Origin of the sequence: Nonomuraea sp. CA-141351, assembly GCF_050944675.1 — a bacterium.
In the GTDB taxonomy this organism is placed as follows: Bacteria; Actinomycetota; Actinomycetes; order Streptosporangiales; family Streptosporangiaceae; genus Nonomuraea.
On sequence record NZ_CP191982.1, the window covers coordinates 9,652,874 to 9,676,931 of the forward strand.

A 24,058-nucleotide genomic window follows, 5' to 3' on the forward strand; every position below is an offset into this window, starting at 1 on the left:
GGTATCGACCCCGCACTCATGACTCAGCTGATCGGCGAGATCGAGCGCTTGAAACAGTCCTGGTTAGAGGCCGATGCACAAATCCACAGCAGCTTGCGCCAGATCGGCACAAGCCTGTCAGGGCCGGGCCTGCTGAGAGACATCGGTTTCCAGATCGGTGAGCAGGTCCCCGGCCTGCAGCGAAGATTGGATCTCATCGTCTCCACCCAGAAGATCGGGCTCGACAAGGGAGTGATCTGGGCTGACGAGACGCTCTGGCCATCTTCCTCGCCGGCGAGCGGAGCGACAGTGGCGAAGTCCGTTGCCGATCAGCTTCGACAAGCCCGGAAAGAGGCCGCCATAAGAGGTGGCGAAGCAGCCCTTACCCGCGAGACGCTGGACCTGCTCGAGAAGCATAAGCATGATCCCTACTTCGCTGTCGCCTTCGCCAAGGAGATGCCACCCCAGGAGCTCAAAGCACTGCTGAAAGACCTCTACGCCAAGGATCCCTACTCCCGAGATCACAGCTGGAAAGACTCACCAGCATCGGCGACGGACCGTTTGGCAGCGGCACTGAGCGTGACTCTGGGCACGGCTTCGCGAGGAGTCGGCGACATGAAGTTGCCTAAAAGCTATGCCGACGAGCTGATCACGTCCGATGGGACGGCGGTGGACAACGACATCGTCGACAAGCTCCTGCGGTACGGCACCTTCGATGACGCCTTCCTTCGCGACATCGCTAACAAGGTCTTCGACAACGCACAGAAACCCCCTCTTGAACAGCAGAAAATTGTCGGTTTCGGGCCCGGGCTCGCTGCCGCCTTGGCGAAGAACGCCAAGGTCGCGCAGGACTTCTTCACCGATCCAGTACGCCGGCCGCTGGGCTTCCTGATGCGGGACAACTACTGGGGCGAGGGCAGTGGGGAACTCGGTCGAGCGATCGAGGCAGCGACGACGACCTTCCGCGATCATGGCCAGCCCCCAGGAAGCTCACGAGGCTACAAGTCAGCTTTGATCGCGTCATGGGCCGTCCGCTTCTGGGCGGACCCGCAAGTACAGGCTCGGCTTCCCGATACGCGGCAGAACGCAGCCCGTATCTTCTCGGCCTACATGAGTGACGTTCATCGAGTGGCCAATACCGGCGTGAGCGAACCACCAGGTGTCACCCCGCTGCCGGATACCGATATGAACCTGCCTGGCAAGCAACCCCATGGGGCCATGTTCGACCGCGATGCGCTCAAGAACGCGATGACCTGGACCTTCAAAGATACCGAAGCGCTGAAAACGGTGATCGAGGGACATGGCGAGTACAGCATAAAGGTCATGGACGCCCAGGGTGCGGCGATAAGACGCAATATAGATACAGCATTCACCGAATGGCAAAAAAGTCATCCGGACGCAACTCAGGCCGAACAGGACGCGTACCGCCAGCATCTGCTCACGCAAAACATGACCAGCACCCCGAAACAGCTGTTCGACGCCAAGATTGACACTCTCAGCAAGACGCTTTCTTTCGTCGTCGATGCAGGCAATCTGACCAGCATCAACGAAGCGGACCAGAACGATCAAAGAAGAAAGGCCTTCAATGATGCCATTGGCAGAACCATCAAGCTTGCACTGACACCCGCAGGAGATGTAGTCGTCGCCAGCTATGAGTTCTTGGAGGCGAACGTCAGCGATCACGTCAAATACACTGATGGTGATGCAGCACGCAGCAAAGGCGAGAAAACACTTCGTAAGAGTCAGGGCCTGTTCACTGTACTAACGGCTAATGCGATGCTGCGACATGGACTGTTCGGAGATAAGACGACGCCAGGCTCCACCCACCCTCACGCATTTGAAAACTACGCCAAAAATTCTAAGGGAGACTTCCTCGTAGGTGGCCAAATCATCCCACTCGACCAGATGAATTCGACCCAGGCCAGCGCCTACGACGAGTGGTTGAAGCATTCGGACGCTTCCGGCGTCTTCAATGAGACCGCTATGTCTGTCTGGAGGGGATTCCAATTGGACGTACCCCCGTACCCGAAGGCAGAGGAATGAGAGTTCGACCAAAAACGGCTTCAATCGTTGTCGTTCTCGCGACAGCGGCAGCGTGCTCATCGCCTTCTCCGCCTGCGGACCGACGCCCCCTCGGCAGCGTGACCGCACCTCCTCTAGAATGCGGAATAGTTTCCCGTCAAGCCATTGGCCTCGCCATCGGAATAGATAACTTCTACGCTAGCGGCTCGACATCACCGGCCCAGTTCTCAAACTGCGTAGTCACTACTTCGCCCGGGGTCTCAGACAAAGCATCGATGACTATCGAGTTGCACGACCCCTTCCCCTCCACACTGGAAAGCCTGGAATACACAAAGACCAAAGATGGAGGCACCGATCTCCCCGCGGGCACAGCGCCTGGCTATAGCGCATCAATAAAAGGGACAGACGGGGACATCGTTGGAGGGAAAGCGATGGCATGGACGCAAGACGGCAAGAAGATGCTGGTGATCCAAATCGTTCGGGGTGCCCCCGGGCGTGACCACCAAGCGGACGCTATCGAATTCATACGCCAACTGAGGCCGCTACTCTTGAAATAACCAGCTCACCTGTGCGCTTGGCTTATCGGTTCCCGATTGTCGGTCAGCATTGGTTTGTCGTCCAGAACCGCCTACCTTGTGATCCGACAGAAGCCAATTAGCCCCGCCATCAGCCACCCCATCCCACGCGATTCGAAATCCTGGTTCCACGATGGGACTGGCACCGCTATTCTCTTGACGACCATGTGATGCGGCCCGACGGGCTTCCGCGGTCGTACGGCTACAGCCGTAGCGGATAGGCCCCCACCCGCACGAGTTCTTTCGTGCTGCCTGGGGGACAATCCGTGACGGCTCTGCGGCTGTCTGTCGATAACCTTCTGGCCTCGCCCAACGAGGCCGCCTTCGCGGAAGTGATCGCCGAACACGTGCGGGCAACGACCGGACGCCGTTCCTCACCCTCCGAGGTCAGGTCCTGGGAGCGGAGCCTGCCGGTCCTCGCCCGTGATCTGGCCGACGCAGGGTTGCACCGGGTCGAGATGCTCGTGGAGTACAAACTTCCGCTGACCAGCAGGCGAGCCGATGTGGTGCTCGCCGGCGTGCACCCGCGGACCGGCGAAGACTCCTACGTCGTGGTCGAACTCAAGCAGTGGAGCCGCGCCGAGCCCTCCGAGGCGGGTGAACATCTGGTCATCGTCGACGGCATGCCGGGTGGCGAGATACTTCACCCCGCCGAGCAGGTACGCCGGTACTGCGAGTACATGTGCGACTTCCTTGGAGTGCTCAACGGCAAGCCGAACGCCGTCCACGGCGCCGCTTACCTGCACAATGCCATGGACCTTGACATCGACGGCCTAACAGACCAGGTCCGCGACGAGCGCAGCCGCCTGTTCACCAAGCAGCGGCGCGGCGAGTTCCTGCGGTACCTGAGCGAGCGGCTATCCGCCAAGCCCGGCGCCGACGCCGCCGACCGCCTTCTACGTAGCGCGGTCGCCCCCAGCAAGCAGCTCATGACGTACGCCTCCAAGGAGATCCGCGAGCGCGAGCAATTCACGCTGCTGGACGAGCAGCAGGTCGCGTACGAACTCGTGATGGGTGCCGTCGACAAGGCACGGCGTGCGGACTCCAAGCAAGTCGTCATCGTCACCGGCGGCCCCGGCAGCGGAAAGAGCGTCATCGCCCTGTCGCTGCTCGGCGAGCTGTACCGGCAGGGCCGCTCGGCCCTGCACGCCACAGGCTCGCAGTCCTTCACCCAGACCATGCGCCGCTAACCCGGCCGCGGCAGCACCCGCATCAAGAACCTCTTCAAGTACTTCAACAGCTTCACAGATGCCGAGCAGAACGGCATGGACGTGCTGATCTGCGACGAAGCCCATCGCATCCGCGAGACCTCCACCAACCGCTTCACCCCGGCGGCCCAGCGGACGGGACGCAGCCAGCTCGACGAGCTACTGTCCGCGGCGCGGGTGCCGGTCTTACTCCTTGACCAGCATCAGGTGGTACGTCCCGGCGAGCTCGGCACTGTGGAGAGCATTGAGCGATACGCCCGCTCCAAGGGGCACGACGTGCGGTTCGTGTCACTCGATGAGCAGTTCCGCTGTGGCGGCAGCCGGAAATACGAGCAGTGGGTGCTCCGCCTGCTGGGCCTGACCGACGGCGAGCCGATGGAGTGGGACGGGGACCAGGACTTCGAGGTGCGACTCGCCGACTCACCGCAGGAGCTTGAGGCTTATCTGAGCACCAAGCCCGGCACGGCCCGCATGACCGCCGGCTACTGCTGGCCGTGGAGCGACCCGCGCCCCGATGACACCCTCGTCAACGACGTCGTCATCGGTGACTGGGCTCGGCCGTGGAACGTCAAGAAGGACCGCGCCGTCGGCGACTATCCGCCGAGCATGCTGTGGGCCAGCGAGCCGAACGGGTTCGGGCAAGTGGGGTGCGTCTACACGGCTCAGGGGTTCGAGTACGACTGGAACGGCGTCATCTTGGGGCCTGACCTGACGGTCCAGGACGGGCGACTGGTCACCGTACGCGCGGAGAACAAGGATCCTGCTTTCAGGAGCCGTAAATCCGTTCCCGATAGCGATTTTGATCAGCTTGTGCGCAATGTGTACAAGGTTCTACTTACGCGAGGTATGCGGGGAACGGTCATCTACGCGGTCGATCCTGAGCTGCGGAAGTACCTCGCCGACTTGGTGCGGACAGCGAGGACATAAGCGCTGCCGGGGAACACCACGAGCATCCGGGCCGGCGTGATGGTTGACGGCGCCAGCCTCGGACTGATCGGCGTAAATGTTGCCAATTGCTGTGAGAAAAACTGCCAGTCGGCGGGCGTGCGAAACCGCAGGTCGGCCTTCGACCTGCGGTAACACGCCGCCACGAGGCCATTGCAAACGTGACGCTACGTGTGCGGGCTGTCAGTTCGGCGTGTTCTCATCTCGCTTCGCCATGCATGATCTGCCACCAGAGCGCCTCGGCGTCGGACACCCTCATCCACGGGCTTTCGACGACGGTCGCCGGGGAGACGGACCGGTCATACCGCCGCACGAATCCCAGCCCGGCTGCAACGCACTGCTCGAAAACCAAGGGGGAGCACTCGCAGGTGTAGGCCCGAACTCGGATACGGTCCGCGCGTCGCCGACTGGGCGACCACCTGACCGCAACCGCATCAGAGCGGGGCGCCGCGGGGTGCCCGCAATGGAAGCCGTCGAACTCAGCCACAGGCTCACCGTCCTCCGTACCGCACGAATATCCATGTCTGGTGGGCGACGCCAACGAAGACCAGAGGTACCGAAGAGGCGTTGGCGAGCGAGTGACCAGCTCTGGCCGCATTGTGCGCTCTCACGGGGCGCCCAGTTGGATCGCACAAGCGGAGCCCCACCCGGAGGAGCCCTGGACCACCGCTCACCAACGCCATACCTCCAAGCTAGCAAGCCTGTAAGTGCCTGTCTACTCCATTCAGCTCCATGGAACTTCATGATCTGGTGTGAAGGGCCGTGAAACGCCCTCCTACTCTCATACCGTGGCCAGATATGTCGAGCACATGCGCACCTGGGAGTTCGACGAGGACCGTTCCCGCTGGGAGCAGATCCTCGAAGTCCTCATTGCGCGGATCGACTCCGGTGAGTGGGGACCCAAGTTCAAGATTTCCGAGGTCAAGCTCATGGAAGAGTTCGGAGTCGCCCGCCCCACCATACGTAAGGCCATGGAACGCCTCAGAACCGCCGGCAAGGTCTACACCGTCCCGAACCTGGGCAGCTTCGTTAATGCCGACGGCGAGGAACGCAGAAGCAAAGAGACCAACGAGCCCTCGGCGGAGTAGGCTCCGGCCCGTGAGTCAACGGATCGACTACCACAACGACCCGAACGCACCTGCCGCTAACAGTCTCGTCCCGTCCGTGAATGTCGTGGTCACCAACGACGTCGGCGATGTGCTGCTGATCCGCCGCTCCGACAACGGCAACTGGGCCGTCCCCGGCGGTGCCATCGACCTCGGCGAGTCCATCCCGCAGGCAGCCATCCGAGAGACGCTTGAAGAGACCGGGATCGTCTGCGAGATCACGGGACTGGTAGGCACCTACAGCGACCCGCGCCACGTCATCCACTACACCAGCAACGACGAGGTCCGGCAGGAGTTCTCCATCGTCCTCACCGCGCGGGCCACAAGTGGCCAGCCGACTCCGAGTTCAGAATCGCGGGAAGTGCGCTGGGTACCCCGACACGAGCTCAATAACTACGGTATGCACCGCTCCATGCAACTGAGGATCAGCCACTACCTCCGAGGGGGCGGCCCGCACATCGGCTGAACCAGGGGCAGCGACGGGGTGAAGCATCAACCGCGACAGCAGTCGCTGTCGGCGTGCTCAGCCGAACCGTCCAGCTCGATGGCCCACCCGAGGTCATCCCGGATGGCTCACCGTTCGCACACCATGCCGTCGCCATCGCGATCTTCATACCAGCCGTACTCGGGATCCACGCCCTTCTGGTAGTTACCGTAGCCGTGAGCGTTCGCCTCCCCGCACGTGTCGAAGCGAGGGTCTTCCGCCGGTGCCGGAGGTTGCGTCGTCTTCTTCGGTGAAGGCCGGGAAGTTGCAGACTCGGTTTCTCGTGGCTCCTCTGTGGGGGACTCCCGCGGCTCGACGGCCTTGGTCGGTTCCGGCTCCTGAACCTTGTCCAGTTTCAAGGTGATCGGGGTGTCCGGTGTGACGGCCGCCCCAGGCTCAGGGGATTGGCCAACCACGGTCCAAAGGGACTCCATGACCACTTGTTTCCCGGTGACGGATTCGACGCCTATGATTCGCACGCCCAACGTCCGCAGATGCCTCCGGGCGCTTGCGGCATCCTGACCCCGCAGATCGGGCATTGTGATCGTGGCATCTTCCGTTGCAGGAGTCGGCGGAGGCTGGCTGGGCAAGGCCAGCGCCGATGAGGCGCTCGTGCTCACTTCCGGAGCGGGCGAGCTTTGAGTGAGCACCCGGTCGTTCGCGGCCGGGGAGGTGTTGGGGCTTTGGAAGGGCGCGGTCACAATGCCCAGCGTCAGCAGGCCAAGAAATCCAGCACGCAAGACCTTCCGCGCGGGCGGGGTACGCGCAGGACCCAGGTAAACGCGCTTCACAATTTCTAGCCAACGGGGCGGGGCGTCGATCCACAGCTGCCAGCCAGGAGGTGGAGACGGCCAAGACGGGTCAGGTCTCCATCCGGTCGGAGGGGACCAGCCCGGAGGCGGAGCCGGCCAGTTGGGCGGGGGGTTGTAACGGCGTGCCACGGGAACGGCGACCTTCCCTTCCCTTGCTCGAAGACAAGCGATTGGAACGGTACACAGCCAAGATCAAGATCTCGTAACAGGGCGCGACGTTGTAGCCATGTGCGAGACGGGACAGCTTCGAGACATCACGAGAGAGATCGCTGATAGATCGGCATGATAGATCGGCCGGATGAGACTTTTCCCTACGACTTCAAGGCGGTCCACCTCCGGCGGCCCGCAGCGCGTCAGGCGGCAAGCCGGCCCGGCTGCGGCTCTTCGGCCGGTCCGGGCCAGCACCGCCCACGCGCCATGCTCCCGTGGGCGGCAACTCACGACGGGAATGCTTCCTTCGGTTCCGATGCTCTGCCGGAAGTGCTGCCACACCGCTTCCGGTGCTCGGGCCTGGCGGCCCTGCGATCCGAGTCAGCTTGCATCCGGGCATGCTGGCTAAGGACCGTTCTTATTAACGCCGTTGCAAACAACGGTCCTGGACGATTACGGACGCGCACTACCTCCTGTCCCGGAGGAACTACAGCACAAGCCTCGCACTCTCACACGGACACCTGTGGGCGATCTCGTTCTCGCCCGTGATGAAGTGTCTGAGTCATGGCCGGAACTCTCGCTGATCTCGATACTCTTCGTGCACGGCTTGGGCTATCAGCTCGCGGGCCCCAAGAGCGCTGATGCCGACACGCTGGAATGACTCTTAACCAACCACAACCACACGCATCCCGGATTATTGGTGGAGCTGAAGAGCTCCTGCGCGTTTGTTATTCACTTGAGTCGTCTCGAATATTGTTAGCGATATCTACAAGCGAGCCTTGACCTGGAACGAACCAACGACGGGTCCCTTGAATCGCTTTCGGTCCCGGCTTATTGGCCTGACGGAACATTTCCAGCACCAGGGCGCTAGGTGAATGCTGCTTGCCATCCCACTCCCATAAAAGCGCCTTCGGCTTACTCTGAACCCATGTAGCTAGGCCTCGACGCGGGTCCTCCAGAAGCCAATCAGTGAGGGCTCGCCGTTCAGATGCTACGATTGGTCGGAATTCAAGGCGAGTACCCTCTTGAATAGCTCCTGCATCGACAATTACCGTGACGGCGTTGGCCTGTCGTGCACGGCCTTCTCGCACTTCCGCCTTATAGTCTGGCGCCAATTCGGGAGGCTGGCTGCCAGAAAGGACTCCTTCTAAGGCCGTCTCCGCGATCTTCTCGTACCGTTGGGCGGTGCGAAACATGCTACTGATCTGACTATTTCCGCCAAATGAGGCGTCAATGGCGTACATTGACCAGCGAATGGCTGCCTCAGTCGCTATAGGAATATTGCTCAGTAGGTTTTCCCAGTCTGCTTCAGAGCATGATGACCAGGCGCGAAACTGCTGGAAAATAAGGTGGCTGACTAGGTAAGTTCCTTGGTCAGCGAAGAGCGCCGCCCGCCCTTCGAGATCCTGCTGTGTAGCGCCTAGAGCTGCCCGAACCTCGCGAACCAACATGACGGCACGCCAGACTTTGCGGGCCTCTGATCCACCAAACAGCTTATGATAGGCCCCATCCTTCCACAGCTGAGTGATATCAGATTTGGCCAGGAACGATAGCTTCACATCACTCTTGGCAGACGCTAATGCGATTGCCGCTTCCTCCATATCGCATCCGTCATTAAGCTGCGGAATAAATTCGCCGCGTTTGAGTACGTATTTCTTGTTCAGAATGACGTCAAACTCCACCCGAAGACGCTCTTGGATAGGCTCAAGAGCTCGAAAGTCTCTTTCCACTACCCCGTGTTGAGTGTTTGTGGCAACTGTCACTTGGCGGTCGAAAGCCTGCGGCGTATCCTCCAATGAGATAATACGCACGCTAATCCGGGCCTTTGCCACGGCATGCGCTGATCGAGTAGCCGCGGCATACAGCGAAGCGACCGTTTGAGCGCCGTTCACCACACTTGCCCCCGATAGCTCCAAGTCACCTCTTGGGCCCACCTTAAGCTTGTCACAAAGTACAGTGATGCCATTGTGAAAGTACCAGAAGTGCTCTGGATTCTGAATGACGCTGTCGACTAGATCCGAATTAATCTTTGTTAAACCTAGCGGATAGCGAATATTGCGCTTAAATAGCCGGTTGCGATTCTTTGCATACCAGTCTGCAACTTGATCCGCTGTGAGGGTTCCGAAGTAAGCCAAGTATGGCTCGGCATGAAATCGAAAATCCGGCATTCTCGCTTTGAGATCGACCTTTGGATCGTCTAGTCCGGCCCGTACCGCACTCACAAAATCTGATAGTAGTAGCGGCTCGACGCGCAATATCTCTTCCGGGTCGTTAAACTCAGCCTGCAACTCCTTCAATTCTCGCCGCACCCCAGGAGAAAAGTCGTTATCACCAGCCAGAGCTGGGACTACTGAAATCTGAACCTGCGCGCTCGTTAGAGCTGATTCCAAATCTGGAACCATGGGCTGGAGTTTCTTGTTGAAGCGTTCATATTCGCCTCTGATGAGTCTTTTCAATCCTTTGCCGAGAGCCCGTACTGCGTCATTGTTGAAGGTGGCTTCACCTTTGCTGCTCCACTTAGCCTGAACAATCCAGATGTGTGGCGCGTCGGGGTCGACCGCCACGGCGTCGATGCCTTCATCATCGAAGCCGTCAATCACACAGGCGGCCGCCTCTTTGCGGTCTAGTCCGGTGACCTCATGAACCGCAAGGGCTGCCAAGGCACGGCTCAAGAACGACTGGCGAACCTGGTCTGCGGGACGCCGAGCGAGGTCGGACATGTCAATCAGGTCGCCGAACTGCTCGGTCAGAGCCCTCTCAAGCTGGCGCGCCTGGAGATCTTTCATACTCTTCCCACCCCTTTGTGATGTTGTACGACATCAGCCTAGAGCCCTGGGGACAGACTTGTGAGGGACATCAGAGAGCTCTTTCTATCCTGATGGCGCTGTCCTCGGCTAATCGGCCGAAAGCAGCAGCAGTAAGAGGAGGCTCCTGGTAAGACCGCAATCGGCAAAGATCCGGTGCTCAGCCGGAAGCCTCGTCTCATACGCTGCAGACCGCGTGGGCGAAAGATCGGCCGCGTACGGCTGGACGGCATGACGAGATCACCGGCCGCTTCCCAACCGGTGCTTCGCCTTCGACCAGATCGGGCCGCTGTCGATCCAGCCCTGCCTATGTGCTGGACGAGCCTGGCGCGGCAAGCCCGGGTTGGCCGCCGGCAACAGACAACCCGTATCTACGGCGTGCACAACTTCCACGGTTGCTACTAACCTCAGCTATTCAACCGGGGCGGTAGCTGTGCTCTAGAACATGAGAAAAGGTGCCCCTGAACTGCAAGGATTCGGGTGTCGAAGCCATATCCGCTGCAGAAGCAGGTGCACCTTTCTGGTGAGTGAGCGTATCGGGTGGGACCGCCGGTTGTCTGTCACCGCCGACGGAAAAGGGCTGGTCGGTCACGCGGGCGCGGTCCTGCTGCATAAGCTCGCCGATCGAGTGGGGCTGACCCCGGCGCTCGCCGAACTGTGGCCGGATGGGCAGAGCGCGACCTGGCGCGACCGCGCGCATGTCCTCATCAGCCTGGCCGCCGTGATCGTGTGCGGCGCACGCAGCATGCTGGAGGCCGAGCGGTTGCAGGCCCACCAGGCGGCACTGTTCGGGACGGGGCCGTCGGACTCCACCACCCACCGCACCCTGGCCGGCCTGGACGAGCCGATGCTCGCCCGCATCGCCACGGCCCGGGCGAAGATACGCCGCCGCGTCTGGCAACTGCTGCATCTGCGGCCGGGCGGCTTCCCCTGGCTGACGGTGGCCGGCAAACGGCTGCGCGGCTGGATCGTCATCGACATCGACGCCACCGTCATCACCTCCGCCTCCGACAAGAACGGCGCGGCGGTCACGTTCAAGAAGACGTACGGCTTTCACCCGCTGGCCTGCTGGTGCGCCAACACTCAAGAGTCGCTGGCGATGCTGCTGCGCCCCGGGAACGCGGGCAGCAACACCGTCGCCGACCACCTGCGGGTGCTGCGTGAGGCGCTGGCTCAGATCCCGAACTCCTGTCAGGCCAAGATCCTGGTACGGGTGGACAGCGCGGGCGCCACCCACGATCTGCTGGTCCACCTGGAAGGGCTGAACACCGCCCGCCGCACGGTGCGCTACCTGGTCGGCTGGATGATCACCGACGCCGACGAGCAGGCCATCGCCCGGCTGCCCGCCACCGCCTGGACCGACTCCCTGCGCCAGGACGGCGACCTCCAGCCCGACTACCACGTGGCCGAACTGACCGGCCTGAACCAGCGCAAAGGCTGGCCCGACGGCATGCGGCTGCTGGTGCGCCGGGTCCGCCCCTCGGCCCGGCACCGCAAGAACCTCACCGCGTTCGAGCTCAAGACGGGCTGGAGGTACTCGATCATCGTCACCAACATCGGCCGCATGTGGGGCATCGCCGGCTCCCACCACCCGCAATGGCTGGACGCGTTGGCCCGCGCCCACGCCGTGGTCGAAGACCGCGTCCGCGCCGGCAAAGCGATGGGCCTGCGCAACCTGCCCAGCAAGGACTGGACGATCAACGCTGGATGGATGCTGGCGGCCAACCTCGGCCACGACCTGGACTGCTGGCTGCGCCTGCTGACCCTGCACGACCAGGACGGCCTGACCCACGCCGAACCGGACACCATGCGCTACCGGCTCTACCACCTGCCCGCCCGCCTTGCTCGTCACGCCCGCCGCCGCCACCTACGCATCGAGCGCACCTGGCCCTGGGCCCAGGCATTCGCCGTGGCCTGGCAGCGCCTCACCGACCTGCCCGCTCTCGCCTGAGAGCCGGCCCCGACCGCGACGATCAGGAAGGAGCCTCATCCGGGCCCGTGGAACCCGGCGCCCCGCAGCGTCATGCGACGGCCCGCCCCAAACCGTGAGGGGACATTACGGGCAACCCGCGGAGCCACTCACACAGCACAGCCCACTGAAGAATCGAGGCTAACTGGGCGATGGCACGCTGTGGGACGTCACCCGGCGCAGCAAAAGCGGCGCCAACACCATGGCAGCGCTGAAGTCGATCCGCGCAGCGCGACCCGACGAGGCCCCGAACATGAGCGACCAAGCGCAAAGGCGAGCAGTGCTTTGAACCCGTGACTTATGGCTCGCGGGCCCGCCCGATCGAGCCGCGGTTCGGGCCGCTGCACACCTTCCTGATCGCGGGGTCGGACGATTCCAACCGCGTCGTCCTCGCCTCGGAGTTACTGGCGCCCAGCAGCCGGGGAGTTCATTGGCTATCGATGACCCTCAAATGCCAGATGGTGGCATTGAGGATTCGACTCGCCCCATCCAACTCCGTGACCCGACTACCGTCAGTGCCTCGAAGCGGGCATGGTGATCGGGAATTAGTCGCGCAAGGGTTCGTTGGAACCTGGCTCCATGGCCAGGCTCCGTTAGATGAACCAACTCGTGTGCCAAAACGAGCTCAACCAAACTATTTGGTACTTGAAAGAGTGCCCAGTGAAACCGGACAATTCCGTTCTGGTCGCAGTGGCCCCAGCGTGTCCCTAGGTCCTCGATCCGTGTATGGGGGAACGGTACTCCCAAGAGGAGAGCCCATCGAGGAAGTTGTTGATCCAACCACTCGCGGCCGCACCGTTTGTACCAATCGATGATCTCTGCCGCCATAGTGGTGGGAGCCTCCCTTGCTACCTCCAACCAGTTCCCACGTACCCTCACCGAGTGGTCATCAAGATCAACGAATCGCAAGCGATGGTTACGGCCAAGCAGCGAGTAAGATTCGCCCTCCACCATCCGCTTCACCGGATGTGCGGGTGCGGATGCCATCTGTTGCACCCTTGCCCTGGCGAGCCATTCCATGCGACGACGCACAATCTCGACCAGGTCCCTGGGTTCCGTGCATCTGGGCATGCGGATGGTGATCAAGCCTCCGGGAGCCACCGAGATACCCACCGTTCGGCTCCGCACGCTGATCTCCAGCTGGCAATCAACACCAAGCTCTGCCAATGCCTGTCGGTGCGCCGTCACGTCATCGAACCTGTTCATCAGTCCAAGTAATACCCCCGACGCGCGATCGCGAGCTCAGTGACCTCTTCGGCGATCGGCGTTGCAGCCTCCCGTTGGACGAGACCCGAATCTATGAGCCGCTGGCGAATGAGCCGCCGCAGGCGTACTTGCAGCTGGCGAGTGTATGGGAAGTGCCGCGGCCTGACCTCGAAACGAATGAGCGCCGCGAGCGTCCGCGCAACGTCGACCACCTGTGGTCCGTCCTCCGGAACCAGGTCTCTCAGTCGCCCTTCCAGAACACTGTGGATCGGCAATTCAGCGCCTGGATCGAGGTCAAGTTCGCGCGCTCGTAGAGCCTGCGCTCGCTCGTGGTCCAGAGTCACGGAGACAAGGGAGCGCAGCTCCAGAGAGAGCTGCTCCCAGGAGCCCTGCAACTGCCTGATTAGCTCCTCCAGACGCTCACTAAGCCGCTGAGCTTGAATGGGGTCGCTGGGTCGACGTTCCCTGATGTGCCGTTCCAAGGCATGCTGCATGTGCATGGCCGACAGACGGCTGTCACCCAGCTCGTCAACGCGCTGCAGGAATCCATGGTCGGAGATGTCGACCGGGGGGATCTTCTGGAGCACAGCCCAGGCTCGGATGTGACGGTCGAGCAGGCGCCGAACGTGCGCGCCGTACAGATATGGATCGAGCCCTCCGTCCCTGGTCTCCCGATAGGTGTGGCGAACGAGGTACTGGGTACGCAGCAGCCACTGGGCGTCCTCCTCGAACTCCAGCGCCTCGGGCCGAGGTAGGACCCGGTCTAGGTAGGCGAAGAACTCTCTGGCCAGCCCATCAAACCGCACCCTCAGCACAGGATCGGCCAGCCGTACAACGAGCTCACGTCGCGGAGATTCACCCGCCATCGACTCGATGCCGAGTTCCACGAGGAAGTTTCGCATCCGTTGACGCCGATCGCGCAACTCCGGCACGTCGCGGCCGAGAAGGCTCTCCAAACTTCCTTCCACGTCTTGCCGGCGGTAGTCGGACAACGCCTTATCCAGGTTGTCCGAGAGCGCCACATAATCGACGACCAGACCGTATGTCTTCAATCTCGCAGTGCGGTTCGTCCGGGCGATGGCCTGGAGCAGCTCAGCCTCGCGAATGGGCCGGTCGAGGTAGAGGGCTTGCTCGACCGGAGCATCGAACCCGGTGAGCAACATGGCGACCACGATCACGAAGGCGACTGGAGCGCCGCCGCCGGAGCCCGGACCGCTCGGACCGGCTAGCGATCCCTCAGGAATGACCGCGCGCGCGTGATTGAAGCCGTCATCAGGATGCGCCAGGTTCCACGGGTCATGTTGGGATCCGACAGCCGCAGCACTGCTCGGCCCTTCTGTTCGGCCAGCGTTCGCCCACGGCGTGTGCTTGTCCGGCGACGCATGCTCGCCCGACGCCTCGGACGTCCAGGCAGGTGGCGCCCCGAACGTTTCGGGGGACGGAAGGCGATCCTTGAAGGCGTCGATGTGGCGGCGCTGCGCCGCATCCGAGGTCCAGGTTCTCCACGCCGGTGGTTCCTTGTTCTTCTGCCCCGGAGAGAACACGGGAACGAAGTCGATGACTCGGATGAGCGGAAGAAGGCGGGCGGCTCGCTCGGCGAACTCCGCGTCGAAATCATCGGGTACGGCGAAACCGTCGGGAAGCTGCCCTGTTCTCTGGAAGTGCTCCAAGGCGACGACGAGCTCAGCCCGCGCCGTCAGGAAGGCGTCACGGTAGCGGACGGCGGCAAGCTTGGATACGGCAACTACCTGCGCCTTGAAACCCCCGGGCAGGATGCGATCCACCCAGTGCAGCAGCATGTCGCGGGCCTTGGCCGCGATGACGTGTTCGCGCTCCAGGATCTCGCGGCGCTCCATGCTCCGCTGCTGCCTGTCCCTTTGATCTGGGTCCGGGACAACTGCCTGGTAGCCCTCGTCGAGCAGGACACGGTCAACTACCTCAGGAAAGGTCTCCCGGCCCTCATAGCGGATGGGAACCGTCGCGCCGTCGATCTCCGAATCACCCAGGGCGTAGACATCGATCTCGTCACCGAAGATCCTCTGTGAATTCTGACGGTTCCGTCTGACGATCGGAGTTCCGGTGAGTCCGATCTTGGCAGCGTTCGGTACGGCATTGTTGAGCCGGGCGTGCAGCCACCCCGCCTGGTTTCGGTGCGCCTCATCGATGAGGAGCAGGATCTCGTCGCTGGCGTTGAGCTCAGGGAAGCTGATGACCGAATCTTCAGGATCATCAGCGAACCGCTCCCGTTCTGCCTCCGGCAGCAGTGCTTCGTCCCTCTGTGCCTGCTGGATCATCAGCTGGACTACGCCCGGCCCGGTTTCTGCAAGGTATGCCTTGGCCGCCACGATGCTGCGGGCCAGCAGGGGAGTCTCGTCGCTCAGTGCAAGGACCGGCTGGAGCTGCCGTTGGAGGTCACGGCGATCAGACACGATGACGATCTTGAATCGAGACAGGCGTCTGACGGTTCGCATCTTGCGGATCAAGAAAACGGCCGTGAGGCTCTTTCCCGACCCTTGGGTGTGCCAGAGGATACCGCCCCGCTCGTCTCGCGCGGCGCCCTGAAGCTTTGAGCGGCGGTTTCTAAGCCGCTCGACCATTCGCCACACCGCACGAAACTGCTGATAGCGGGCAACTATCTTGACCTTCCGGTCGTCATTCTGATGTACGACGATGAAGTTTCTGACGATGTCGAGTAGGTGCTCAGGACGCAGCACCCCGGCAGTCAGCATCTCCGACTCGGTGAAGGGCAGCCCTGCCCCGATGCCGAGCTCTGCCCGAACCTGCCGCGCTGCAGCCGGTTCCACCGTACGCCAGATCGCATAATGTTCCGGCTCGGAGGAGATCGTCCCGAGCCTGGACCGATCCCCGTCGGTAGCCACCAGGAGCTGGACGAATCGAAAGAAGTCCGGGACTCCATCATCCGGGCCGGACGCACGCTCACCCGTATAGGCTCGGAGATCGGCGATTGCTTCGCCGATCCCACCCTCCCGCCCCGGCCGCTTGGCCTCCACGACTACCAGCGGAATACCGTTGACGAACAGAACCAGATCGAAAACGACCGAGCTGTTGGCCGTCCGCACCCGGAACTGGTTGACGACCAGCAGGTCATTGGCGGCGGGGTCGTCCCAGTCCACCAGCCGGGCAGTCTTGACCTTGCCGCTGTCCCAGTCGGGCACCCCCTCGACGGGCACGCCCTTCAGAAGCAGCTCTGTGACCGCCTGGTTGCGCTCCAGGAGGCCGCCGGCCGGCGGCCTGGTGAAGACCGCCTCGATGGCGTCCAGCCGAGCATCGTCGAGCCACTCCTCGCCGCCCGGACGCGTGTTGATCTGCTGAACAGCTTTGCGGAACCGCCGCCGCAGTAAGTGCTCTGTGAAGCTATCACGATCAGAGTGATCCGGATCACTCGGTATCGCGGCACCGCGTGAGCCGTCGAGATGTTCCCTCCATCCCAACGCGAGCAACCGTTGGATCAGAGGCAGCTCCACCTCGTCCCGCTCAGGCACCTGCCGTCACCTTTCGGTTCTATCCCCCGATAGCTCCCGACACTTCAGTGACTCGTACCCTACCGGTCAAGAGATCATCTGCCAGTCCCCTACGCAAGGTCTTGAGCTTCCTCAACTCCAACCTTTCATGCTCAAGCGGCTCATCCACTGTCGAAACCGACTGCCATGCGCGTCGCTGCTCGTCGAGACTAGATGGCACGTCTATTTCGAGGTTCAACAATCTCGACGGGTTAACGTTCACCTGCTGTACAGCGGGTGTAGAAATAGCCCTGATGCGATTCTTGATTACCGGGTGCGCAAGCCAGAGAGTGAGATATTCCGGCCTCAGTCTATCCGTTATCGGATTTATTCGAACCAGATATGAAGCAAATGAGGCTTCGGGCAACTCTCCGCGCCAGATACCTGTGCGTCCTACATGGTCAATGCTGTTCGTTCTATTGAAGAGAACGTCTCCGGACTTGAGGAGGAGGCTTGATGGTATAGGCGCGCTAGAGAACTTGATATCGTCAAGATAAGCTCGCCCATCGTGCAAGTTATTCATTCTCAGGATAGGTGTCCCCTCGGCATTGCGCGTCAATGGGCTCGAGATTCCATAGTCCACTGAGACGATCAACTCGCGAAGCGGAATACGCTGCCATCCCTTGCCCGGCTCGGCGGCAGACGTAGCTCGTAGCGCCTCAAGCAGTAGCGCTGTTCGCAAGCGCTCGATCTTGTCGATTTTTCTGCGTATACATACAATCAACCGATCAATCTCATTTAGGATCCTCGTGATTCGCTCCTGATCTTCTAGCTTGATCAGGGGGAACGGCATCGAGCTAAAGCGATCGACACCCAGATGAGCAATGCTAGTAGTTTGCTTTGAAACCTCAGCAAACATGCCAGTGTCCAGCCAATGCTTAAATACGTGACGAGCATATCCTGGAGAAATAGAATTGCTTGCACGGAATCTGATTAGTGTATTCTGAAAAAACATACCAGGTGGCCCGTCATAAATGGCCGACCGCCCGACAAGCTCTCGACTCTGACCTTCATTTAGAAGAATGTCGCCTGGCTTCAGCTCGTACACTTCTCGCTCAGCAGGAGCGAAGCTCATCTTTAGCACATCTGAGTAGTCAATGCGGCCATCCAGCACGTTGGCCACACGCAGATAGGGAGCCTGATTGGCGCCAGCGGTGTGCAAGGGCGAGCGTTGCCGGCCCAACGTCACCTCACCGACTTCCCGTACAGGAACATAGCGAATCCTGTGCGCCTCAAGCATAGCCCAGCTCCTTCAGGTGCCCGGCCAGCCGCTTGGCGGTAGTGGCACGAGATGCTTCGAGGTCATCAAACGACAGTGCATACTTCTCCACCCATTTCTGGAATCGAGCTTGGATCGCGCGAAGGTTCTCGGCTGCACGCGACTCCAGCTGAGGAAGGAGTCGGTCGTGCAGGATACCGAGCACGATATCTCTGGCTCGGTCATCCGATAGCAGGGAAACCTTGTTTCGCAACTCGGGTAGGAAGGAATCCTCCAATGTCTTGCGCTTCTTGGCTACTGCGGCGCGCTGTTTCTTCAGCCTAGCGATCTCCATCTCCAATCGAAGCAGCTCCATGGCCTCCTCGGAGAGGGGATCTATCATCTCACGTGCCTCTTCCTCTTCACCGAGGAACTCCGCCAACTTAGCTTCGGCGGCCTTGACAGCGGCGTCTGCTGCGGCGTGGGCATCCATAACTTCGGCCAAGCGATCCAGGAAATCTGGAATGACCTGCGTTACAAGGGGATGTTCGTAGGCTGTACGGCGCTCGGCCGCTGACTTGCTCTTCTCCCCATCGCCAGGAAGGAAAAGAGTCTCGATGGTTGTAACCCAGCCATCGATCACCCGGAGAAAACCACGTGGCTCACCATCGGCTACCAGCGCCTTGAGATCGTACTTGTTCTCTCCCCACCACTGGGCGATGATCCCGGCGGTGGCGAACTCGTCGAGCACGCCCACAGGAGCGAGAGCTGCGCCAAAGGACTCCATCAGTTTTTCGCGGACCGCCATGAGCTTCCTGGTCTCCGGGAGTACAGCGAGTGGTCGTGAATGTTCGGTCCACCAGGCAGCGAACGCGTCACGAAGCTTGGCAAGGCGTGGGCCGGCGAGATGGGCGATCCTCATGGCCGTGGCCTTGTGCCCCTCAGAGAGAAAGTCTAGGTAGGCGGAGTCGCGCTCGCGGAAAAGCGAGAGTACGTCGATACCGAGAGCATCAAACGAGTCCGCAGCGCTGTCCACCTCGGTCCGAGGAATTCCACCATGCAGGTGCGCGCGCACATCCTGTGGCTCCGGGCGCGGCGAGTTGTCGATCCACCGTCGGATATTGAAATTGGCCTCCGCCTTCAGCAGCTCATCCTTGCCGACCAGCCGGGAGAAGCCGTCAATCTCACGCCACTGGCAGTAGGTCGTCACGATCTTTTCGATGTGGTCGAACCCCAGGTGGTTCTGCGCCCTCCCGGAGATGAACTCGCGATCGGCGTTGATGAACAGCACCTGGTTCTCCCGCTCGCGCGGTTTGCCGCCAGGCGAGCGGAGTATGAGGATGCACCCCGGTATGCCCGTTCCATAGAACAGGTTGGGGGCGAGGCCGATCACCGCCTCGATGACGTCGTCGATCAGCAGTTTCTCCCGGATCTCCTGCTCGACACCTCCCCGGAACAGCACTCCGTGAGGCATGACGGTGGCTGCGATCCCCCCGTCCTCCAGGACGGTGACCATGTGCTGGACAAACATCAGGTCGGCCTTCTTGCTGCCGTCCGGACACCAGCCCCAGCGGAAGCGCTCCTTGAAGTTCCGCAATGCCCCCGCCTTGTCATAGTTGATGGAAAAAGGGGGATTGCTGAGGATTTTTGTGAACCGGTCGAGCCTGCCGTTCGAGACGTGCTTGGGATCGCCTATGGTGTCCCCCTGCTTGAGGGAAGCGTCCCGAATCCCATGAAGGAGGAGATTCATCTTAGCCATAGCCCAAGACGTGCCGCTGAACTCCTGCCCGGCCAGGGTGAGTCGACGGCCCGCCGTGCCTTCCGGATCGTGTTCGTCAACGTACTCCCGAGAGAAGATCAACATCCCTCCTGAGCCAGCACACGGGTCATAAACCGAGTCGTCCGGCTGCGGATCTACGAGACGGACCATCATCCGGATGACCGGGCGAGGAGTATAGAACTCACCACCTTTTTTGCCCGCCGAGTCGGCGAACTCGCCGATCAGATACTCATAGGCGGCGCCGAGCAGGTCGGGGAACTCGAAGTCCTCATTGCGCAGGCGGTGCTTACCGAAGTGGCGGATCAACTCGCGCAGCTTTCGGTCGTCCAGTCGCCGGGCGCCCTCGGCCACGGTGCGGTTGAAGTGGATGTGCCCGACGACGCCGTCCAGGTCGTCCTTGTTCGCGTTCTCCAGGGCGACCAAGGCAATGTCGAGTCCCTCGCCGACCTCAGAGACCAGCCCCTCGATGTGCGACCAGCGTGCGTCCTTGGGGACGAAGAAGTGATCTGGGTAGGACTCAGGGTCGTTGGCGGCGGCCGTGGCCTCCTCTTTGCTGCCCGTCCGTATGAGCTCAGCCTCGTAGACGGCCTTCCACGCGGACTCGAACTCGTCGGCTGCCCGCTTCAGGAACAGCATGCCGAAGATGTAGTCCTTGTAGTCGGATGCCTCCATCTGCCCTCGAAGGATGTCGGCAGCGGCGAAGAGATGACGTTCGAGCTGGGGAAGGGTCAGTTTAGGCACGAGAAGAATCTCTCATAGTTCAGCCCGGCACGATGCCCAGCCCGACGAGAAGCTTCCACACCTCCGTTGAAGGAAGGCGGTCGAGCACCCTGCAGTCGGCCCTATGGCCCGTCTTGGCGGAGCAGCCCACGCTTGGACAGTTTGTGATCAACATCTTCGCTCGCTGAACAGCGTCCTTCTCGGCTCCGTGTAATGCGTTCGTCTGAGCGGTCCCCAGGCTCTTGACGAAGGCGCTGAAGCTCGGATGGGCAGATCGAAGCTGGTCCTGGACGCCCTTGGGACTCAGCGCCCCTGATGCTCCAGGTACGAAATGGAGCAGCAGCCACAGTTCGAAGCACGGGTTGGAGAAGGCCACATGCACTCCAGCGGCCTCGGCTCGTGCGTAGGACTCCGCAACCTGCTCATGGGTGTCTCTGTCGAAGAATGCCCACACCTGCTCGCGGTCGGGGTTGTCCAGCTCAGCGACCTTCTCCACCGCCCGTGTGACCACCACGTTAGGTTTGAGACCGTCGCGTTCCCAGATCGGGTGAATCTCGAAGGTACGTGGATTACCACCGAATCTGTCTTCAAGGTAAGCAAGGTAGTCGCGCTCGGTGGTCTCACCTTCCAATACGGCGTAGATCACCTTGCGGGCCTTACCATCTGTCACGACCCGCGGCACGCGTGGGCCAGTGGTGGGCGGGCCCTTTCGCTTGACGCGGCTCACCGTCCAGCCCCGGCTGCTCGCTTCTCGACCTCCACCGCCACGCTCCGTAGCCCCATGCGTGGCACTCCGCCGTATCGTCCGCGCAGGTATCCGCGCTCCAGACTCTCATCCGCGCGCACGCCCGCCGCCGTGAGCGGATAGAGCTCCGATTCGCCATTCTTGCTTTTCTCGGTGATCCATACGTGACCACGATCGAGGGGGCGTTCCACGTGTGCCTTACTCAGCAGAGTCACATCGTGGCCGGTGAAGACGAGCTGCGCTCCTCTGGGATTTGCGACAGGATCCTCGAAGAGCCGGACGACCTCGGCGACCAGGATCGGATGCACGCTGGAGTCGAGCTCGTCCACTAGCAGGACGGCTCCGTCATCGAGCGCCTTCAACAACGGCCCCAGAAACGCCAGCCAGACCAGCGTCCCGAGAGACTCCTGATGCCGGATGTCAAGCGCCACCGGCCCATCCTTGCCGTTGTGCAGCAAGGAGACTTCCGGCAACTCCTCGCCACGATCCTCGACTGTCACACCTGCCAACCCCAGATCCGCGATCGCCAATAGGCTCTCGACCCGCTTGCGGAATTCCGGCTTAAGCAGCTCCCGTCGCGTGTAAGCATCACGCTGACGTAGATCATCGCCCGGGCTGACTAGCCAGAGATTTGCCTTAAACCAGTCGTACAAGGGCGTCAGCTGTTTCATTTGGAGGGATCCCCCGGCCGTAAGGAAGAGCGCGTTAGGCCGGGTCACCTCGATCACTGTCTTCTTCGCGCCTCTGAGCCGATCGCTGGGGAAGCGGTACTCTTCCTCGCCATGCTCTGGGCGTGCGGCATCTCGGTCGAACCATACCTGGCGTCTGCTGCTCCGTTGGGGGTAAACATGCAGCCATTCTGTCTCTACGCGCTCGTCAGAGACCTCGAACCCGTAGACATATCTGTCACCTCCGATGATGACATCGACCTCGAACAAGGAGGCCTCGTTGATCGCCTCCGGATCCAGTTCGAACGGCCGACGGGGTACGCCCTTAAGCCGAGCCCAATCGGCTACCGAGTCCAGAACTGCGTGCCGCATCCACCGCATGGCGCCCAGCAAGTTCGTCTTCCCAGAGGCGTTGGCGCCGAACACAGCGGCGACCGAGGAAAGATGCAGTCCGCCGAGCGATCGTGTGAAGCGGTCACTGCCCTCCGGTGCGAGCATCGATAGCTCAAACTCTCCGCGAAACGACAACACGTTCCCGGCGCGGAACCCCACAAGCATGCCGAGCCTCCTCACATCGATGAGGCACCTGGCACGATCCTATGCCCGGTCGTGGCAGAAACCTACACTGGCGGCCTCGAAATCCGGTTCTGTACCTGATCAATTAGGGAAGGCACGGTTGAGTCTTACCAGGAGCGGGCCCGCTGGGGGTAATCGAGCGCATCTTCGGTGCCGGTGGCAAGAGCGGTTGTCGGGTCGGTGGGCGCGCCCTCACCAGAGCCACGGCCGCCAGCGGTACCTGGCGGGTGTCCTGCCACTGGGCACGCATTGAATGATCATGTGCGTACTACGGGCTGCTGCTTGAGGCATTTGCACAGCTCCGATTACGCAGACTTGCCGCGCAGTATCGCACTGCGTGCGATTTTCTTGGGCTGCCGCGGGGCTTCCGTTCCTCGGGCCTGGCGGCCCTACGGTACGGGTCCCCTTGCCACCGAATGAGCGGGTTGGCCATCCGTCGAGGTACTGAGGGATTTCCAACCTGAAGCCGCAGGTCGAGAGTGCAGTGGGCACGTGGGACTGATCGACAACGAGAAGAGCCCCTGATAGAAGGGTTGTCGACCAAGATCAACCTTCGCCACCAGAGGCTCTGAGTTGCTGTTCTACCGCGCCGCGCTGCCGTTGTCATCTCGGACGCTGTCCTACCTGTCCGGCCTCTTGCGCCGGCACCGCAAGACGATCAGCTCGCCGTGGCGTCGCCTCACCCCCGGGCAGCAGGCCCTGCTCGTCCTCGTTCACCTGCGCAAGGGCGAGACGCTGGCGGAGGTCGCCGCCGGCTTCGGCGTCGGCATCGCGACCGCCTGGCGCTACATCGGTGAGGCCGTCACCCTGCTGGCGCGCCGCTCGCCCCGCCTGGAGCAGGTGTTACGCGCCGCCTAGCGCGCCGGATACCCCTACCTGGTGCTGGACGGCACCCTCATCCCGATCGACCGGGTGGCCGCCGACCGGCCGTACTACTCGGGCAAGCACAAGAAGCACGGCATGAACATCCAGGTGCTGGCCACGCCCGACGGCACCCCGTTGTGGACCTCAGGCTCCTTGCCGGGCTCGGTGCACGACCTCAGGGCCGCCCGCATCTGGGGCATCCTGCGCCGTCTGAAGGCCGCGGACCTGATCACCCTGGCCGACAAGGGTTACGTTGGCGCCGGTGAGCACGTGCGTGTGCCGTACAAGGGCCACAACAAGCCCGCCTCGCAGAAGGCCGCCAACGTCGCCCATGCCAAGCTCCGCGGACCCGGCGAGCGCGCCAACGCTCAGCTGAAAACCTGGCGCATCCTCCGCAAGCTTCGCTGCTGCCCCCTTCTCGCAGGTCAGCTCGTCAAGGCCATCCTTACGCTCCAACTCCGCGAAGCGGGATGAAAAGCATTCACTGAACGGCAATCCGGAGGGCCGCCGGAAGCCAGCCACTGCCTGAGAGTGAGATGGGTAAGCCGAAGCGACATGTGGGACATACACGGGATGATCTTGCAAGCGGTGCAGGCCACAGGAGGTGTTCGCGCAGTTCAGGCCGCCTGAGTTAGCCCTACGATTACCGCTCTCCTACAGCGGTACCGCGAGTGCAAATCCTGCTGTGCCGCCACGTTCATCCAGCAGTTGAGCGCCCATATGTAG

Annotated in this window: 13 protein-coding genes and 2 pseudogenes; 7 read left to right on the forward strand and 8 right to left on the reverse strand. The window is 61.7% G+C overall.

Annotated elements, in window-relative coordinates:
- Window positions 1–18: 18 nt before the first annotated feature.
- From ACQPWU_RS45285 to ACQPWU_RS45300, 4 genes and pseudogenes are all read left to right on the forward strand, one after another.
- Entirely contained in the window at window positions 19–2,022 is a 2,004-nt protein-coding gene (locus ACQPWU_RS45285) for a hypothetical protein (RefSeq protein WP_433431947.1), read from the forward strand.
- A gap of 1,306 nt (window positions 2,023–3,328) precedes the next feature.
- A pseudogene (locus ACQPWU_RS45290) lies at window positions 3,329–4,711 on the forward strand (DNA/RNA helicase domain-containing protein).
- A gap of 806 nt (window positions 4,712–5,517) precedes the next feature.
- The gene (locus ACQPWU_RS45295) at window positions 5,518–5,817 is read left to right on the forward strand and encodes a winged helix-turn-helix domain-containing protein (protein ID WP_433431949.1); all 300 of its coding nucleotides are present in this window, start codon (window positions 5,518–5,520) and stop codon (window positions 5,815–5,817) included.
- A 10-nt stretch (window positions 5,818–5,827) separates the two neighbouring features.
- Window positions 5,828–6,301 (forward strand): NUDIX domain-containing protein, encoded by a 474-nt coding sequence (locus ACQPWU_RS45300; RefSeq protein WP_433431951.1) that lies wholly within the window; start codon window positions 5,828–5,830, stop codon window positions 6,299–6,301.
- A gap of 107 nt (window positions 6,302–6,408) precedes the next feature.
- Here the strand turns inward: ACQPWU_RS45300 and ACQPWU_RS45305 are convergent, their stop codons facing one another.
- Window positions 6,409–7,110 carry a PASTA domain-containing protein gene (locus tag ACQPWU_RS45305; RefSeq protein ID WP_433431953.1) on the reverse strand — a complete coding sequence of 234 codons (702 nt, stop codon included), beginning with the start codon at window positions 7,108–7,110 and terminating at the stop codon, window positions 6,409–6,411.
- A gap of 694 nt (window positions 7,111–7,804) precedes the next feature.
- Between ACQPWU_RS45305 and ACQPWU_RS45310 the strand changes: the two genes are divergently transcribed.
- The gene (locus ACQPWU_RS45310; RefSeq protein ID WP_433431955.1) at window positions 7,805–7,942 is read left to right on the forward strand and encodes a hypothetical protein; all 138 of its coding nucleotides are present in this window, start codon (window positions 7,805–7,807) and stop codon (window positions 7,940–7,942) included.
- A gap of 67 nt (window positions 7,943–8,009) precedes the next feature.
- On the opposite strand, the gene ACQPWU_RS45315 is transcribed toward ACQPWU_RS45310, so the two are convergent.
- Window positions 8,010–10,067, reverse strand: a complete 2,058-nt coding sequence (locus tag ACQPWU_RS45315) for an AIPR family protein (protein ID WP_433431957.1) — start codon at window positions 10,065–10,067, stop codon at window positions 8,010–8,012.
- 541 nt (window positions 10,068–10,608) lie between these two features.
- On the opposite strand from ACQPWU_RS45315, the gene ACQPWU_RS45320 reads away from it, so the two are divergent.
- Window positions 10,609–12,036 (forward strand): IS1380 family transposase, encoded by a 1,428-nt coding sequence (locus tag ACQPWU_RS45320; RefSeq protein WP_433431959.1) that lies wholly within the window; start codon window positions 10,609–10,611, stop codon window positions 12,034–12,036.
- Window positions 12,037–12,501: 465 nt separating this feature from the next.
- Here ACQPWU_RS45320 and ACQPWU_RS45325 read toward each other — a convergent pair whose 3' ends face one another.
- From ACQPWU_RS45325 to ACQPWU_RS45350, 6 genes are all read right to left on the reverse strand, one after another.
- Window positions 12,502–13,260 (reverse strand): M48 family metallopeptidase, encoded by a 759-nt coding sequence (locus ACQPWU_RS45325; RefSeq protein WP_433431960.1) that lies wholly within the window; start codon window positions 13,258–13,260, stop codon window positions 12,502–12,504.
- The gene (locus ACQPWU_RS45330) at window positions 13,260–16,763 is read right to left on the reverse strand and encodes a type I restriction endonuclease subunit R (protein ID WP_433431962.1); all 3,504 of its coding nucleotides are present in this window, start codon (window positions 16,761–16,763) and stop codon (window positions 13,260–13,262) included. Before ACQPWU_RS45330 ends, ACQPWU_RS45325 begins: the two co-directional genes overlap by 1 nt.
- 19 nt (window positions 16,764–16,782) lie before the next feature.
- A complete protein-coding gene (locus ACQPWU_RS45335; RefSeq protein WP_433431964.1) occupies window positions 16,783–18,021 on the reverse strand; it encodes a restriction endonuclease subunit S in 1,239 nt (412 codons plus the stop codon).
- The gene (locus ACQPWU_RS45340) at window positions 18,014–20,500 is read right to left on the reverse strand and encodes an N-6 DNA methylase (RefSeq protein WP_433431966.1); all 2,487 of its coding nucleotides are present in this window, start codon (window positions 20,498–20,500) and stop codon (window positions 18,014–18,016) included. Before ACQPWU_RS45340 ends, ACQPWU_RS45335 begins: the two co-directional genes overlap by 8 nt.
- Window positions 20,501–20,519: 19 nt before the next feature.
- Window positions 20,520–21,125, reverse strand: a complete 606-nt coding sequence (locus ACQPWU_RS45345) for an RloB family protein (RefSeq protein WP_433431968.1) — start codon at window positions 21,123–21,125, stop codon at window positions 20,520–20,522.
- A gap of 77 nt (window positions 21,126–21,202) precedes the next feature.
- Window positions 21,203–22,450: an AAA family ATPase gene (locus ACQPWU_RS45350; RefSeq protein ID WP_433431970.1), complete on the reverse strand. Its 1,248-nt coding sequence runs from the start codon at window positions 22,448–22,450 to the stop codon at window positions 21,203–21,205.
- Window positions 22,451–23,041: 591 nt separating this feature from the next.
- Between ACQPWU_RS45350 and ACQPWU_RS45355 the strand changes: the two are divergent.
- A pseudogene (locus tag ACQPWU_RS45355) lies at window positions 23,042–23,806 on the forward strand (transposase family protein).
- The last annotated feature ends 252 nt before the right edge of the window (window positions 23,807–24,058 follow it).

Excerpts from the sequence above, each read along its gene's own strand:
- ACQPWU_RS45350 (WP_433431970.1), bottom strand. The coding sequence starts at position 22,450 with ATGCTTGTGGGGTTCCGCGCCGGGAACGTGTTGTCGTTTCGCGGAGAG.
- ACQPWU_RS45325 (WP_433431960.1), bottom strand. The coding sequence starts at position 13,260 with ATGAACAGGTTCGATGACGTGACGGCGCACCGACAGGCATTGGCAGAG.
- ACQPWU_RS45335 (WP_433431964.1), bottom strand. The coding sequence starts at position 18,021 with ATGCTTGAGGCGCACAGGATTCGCTATGTTCCTGTACGGGAAGTCGGT.
- ACQPWU_RS45315 (WP_433431957.1), bottom strand. The coding sequence starts at position 10,067 with ATGAAAGATCTCCAGGCGCGCCAGCTTGAGAGGGCTCTGACCGAGCAG.
- ACQPWU_RS45285 (WP_433431947.1), top strand. The coding sequence starts at position 19 with ATGACTCAGCTGATCGGCGAGATCGAGCGCTTGAAACAGTCCTGGTTA.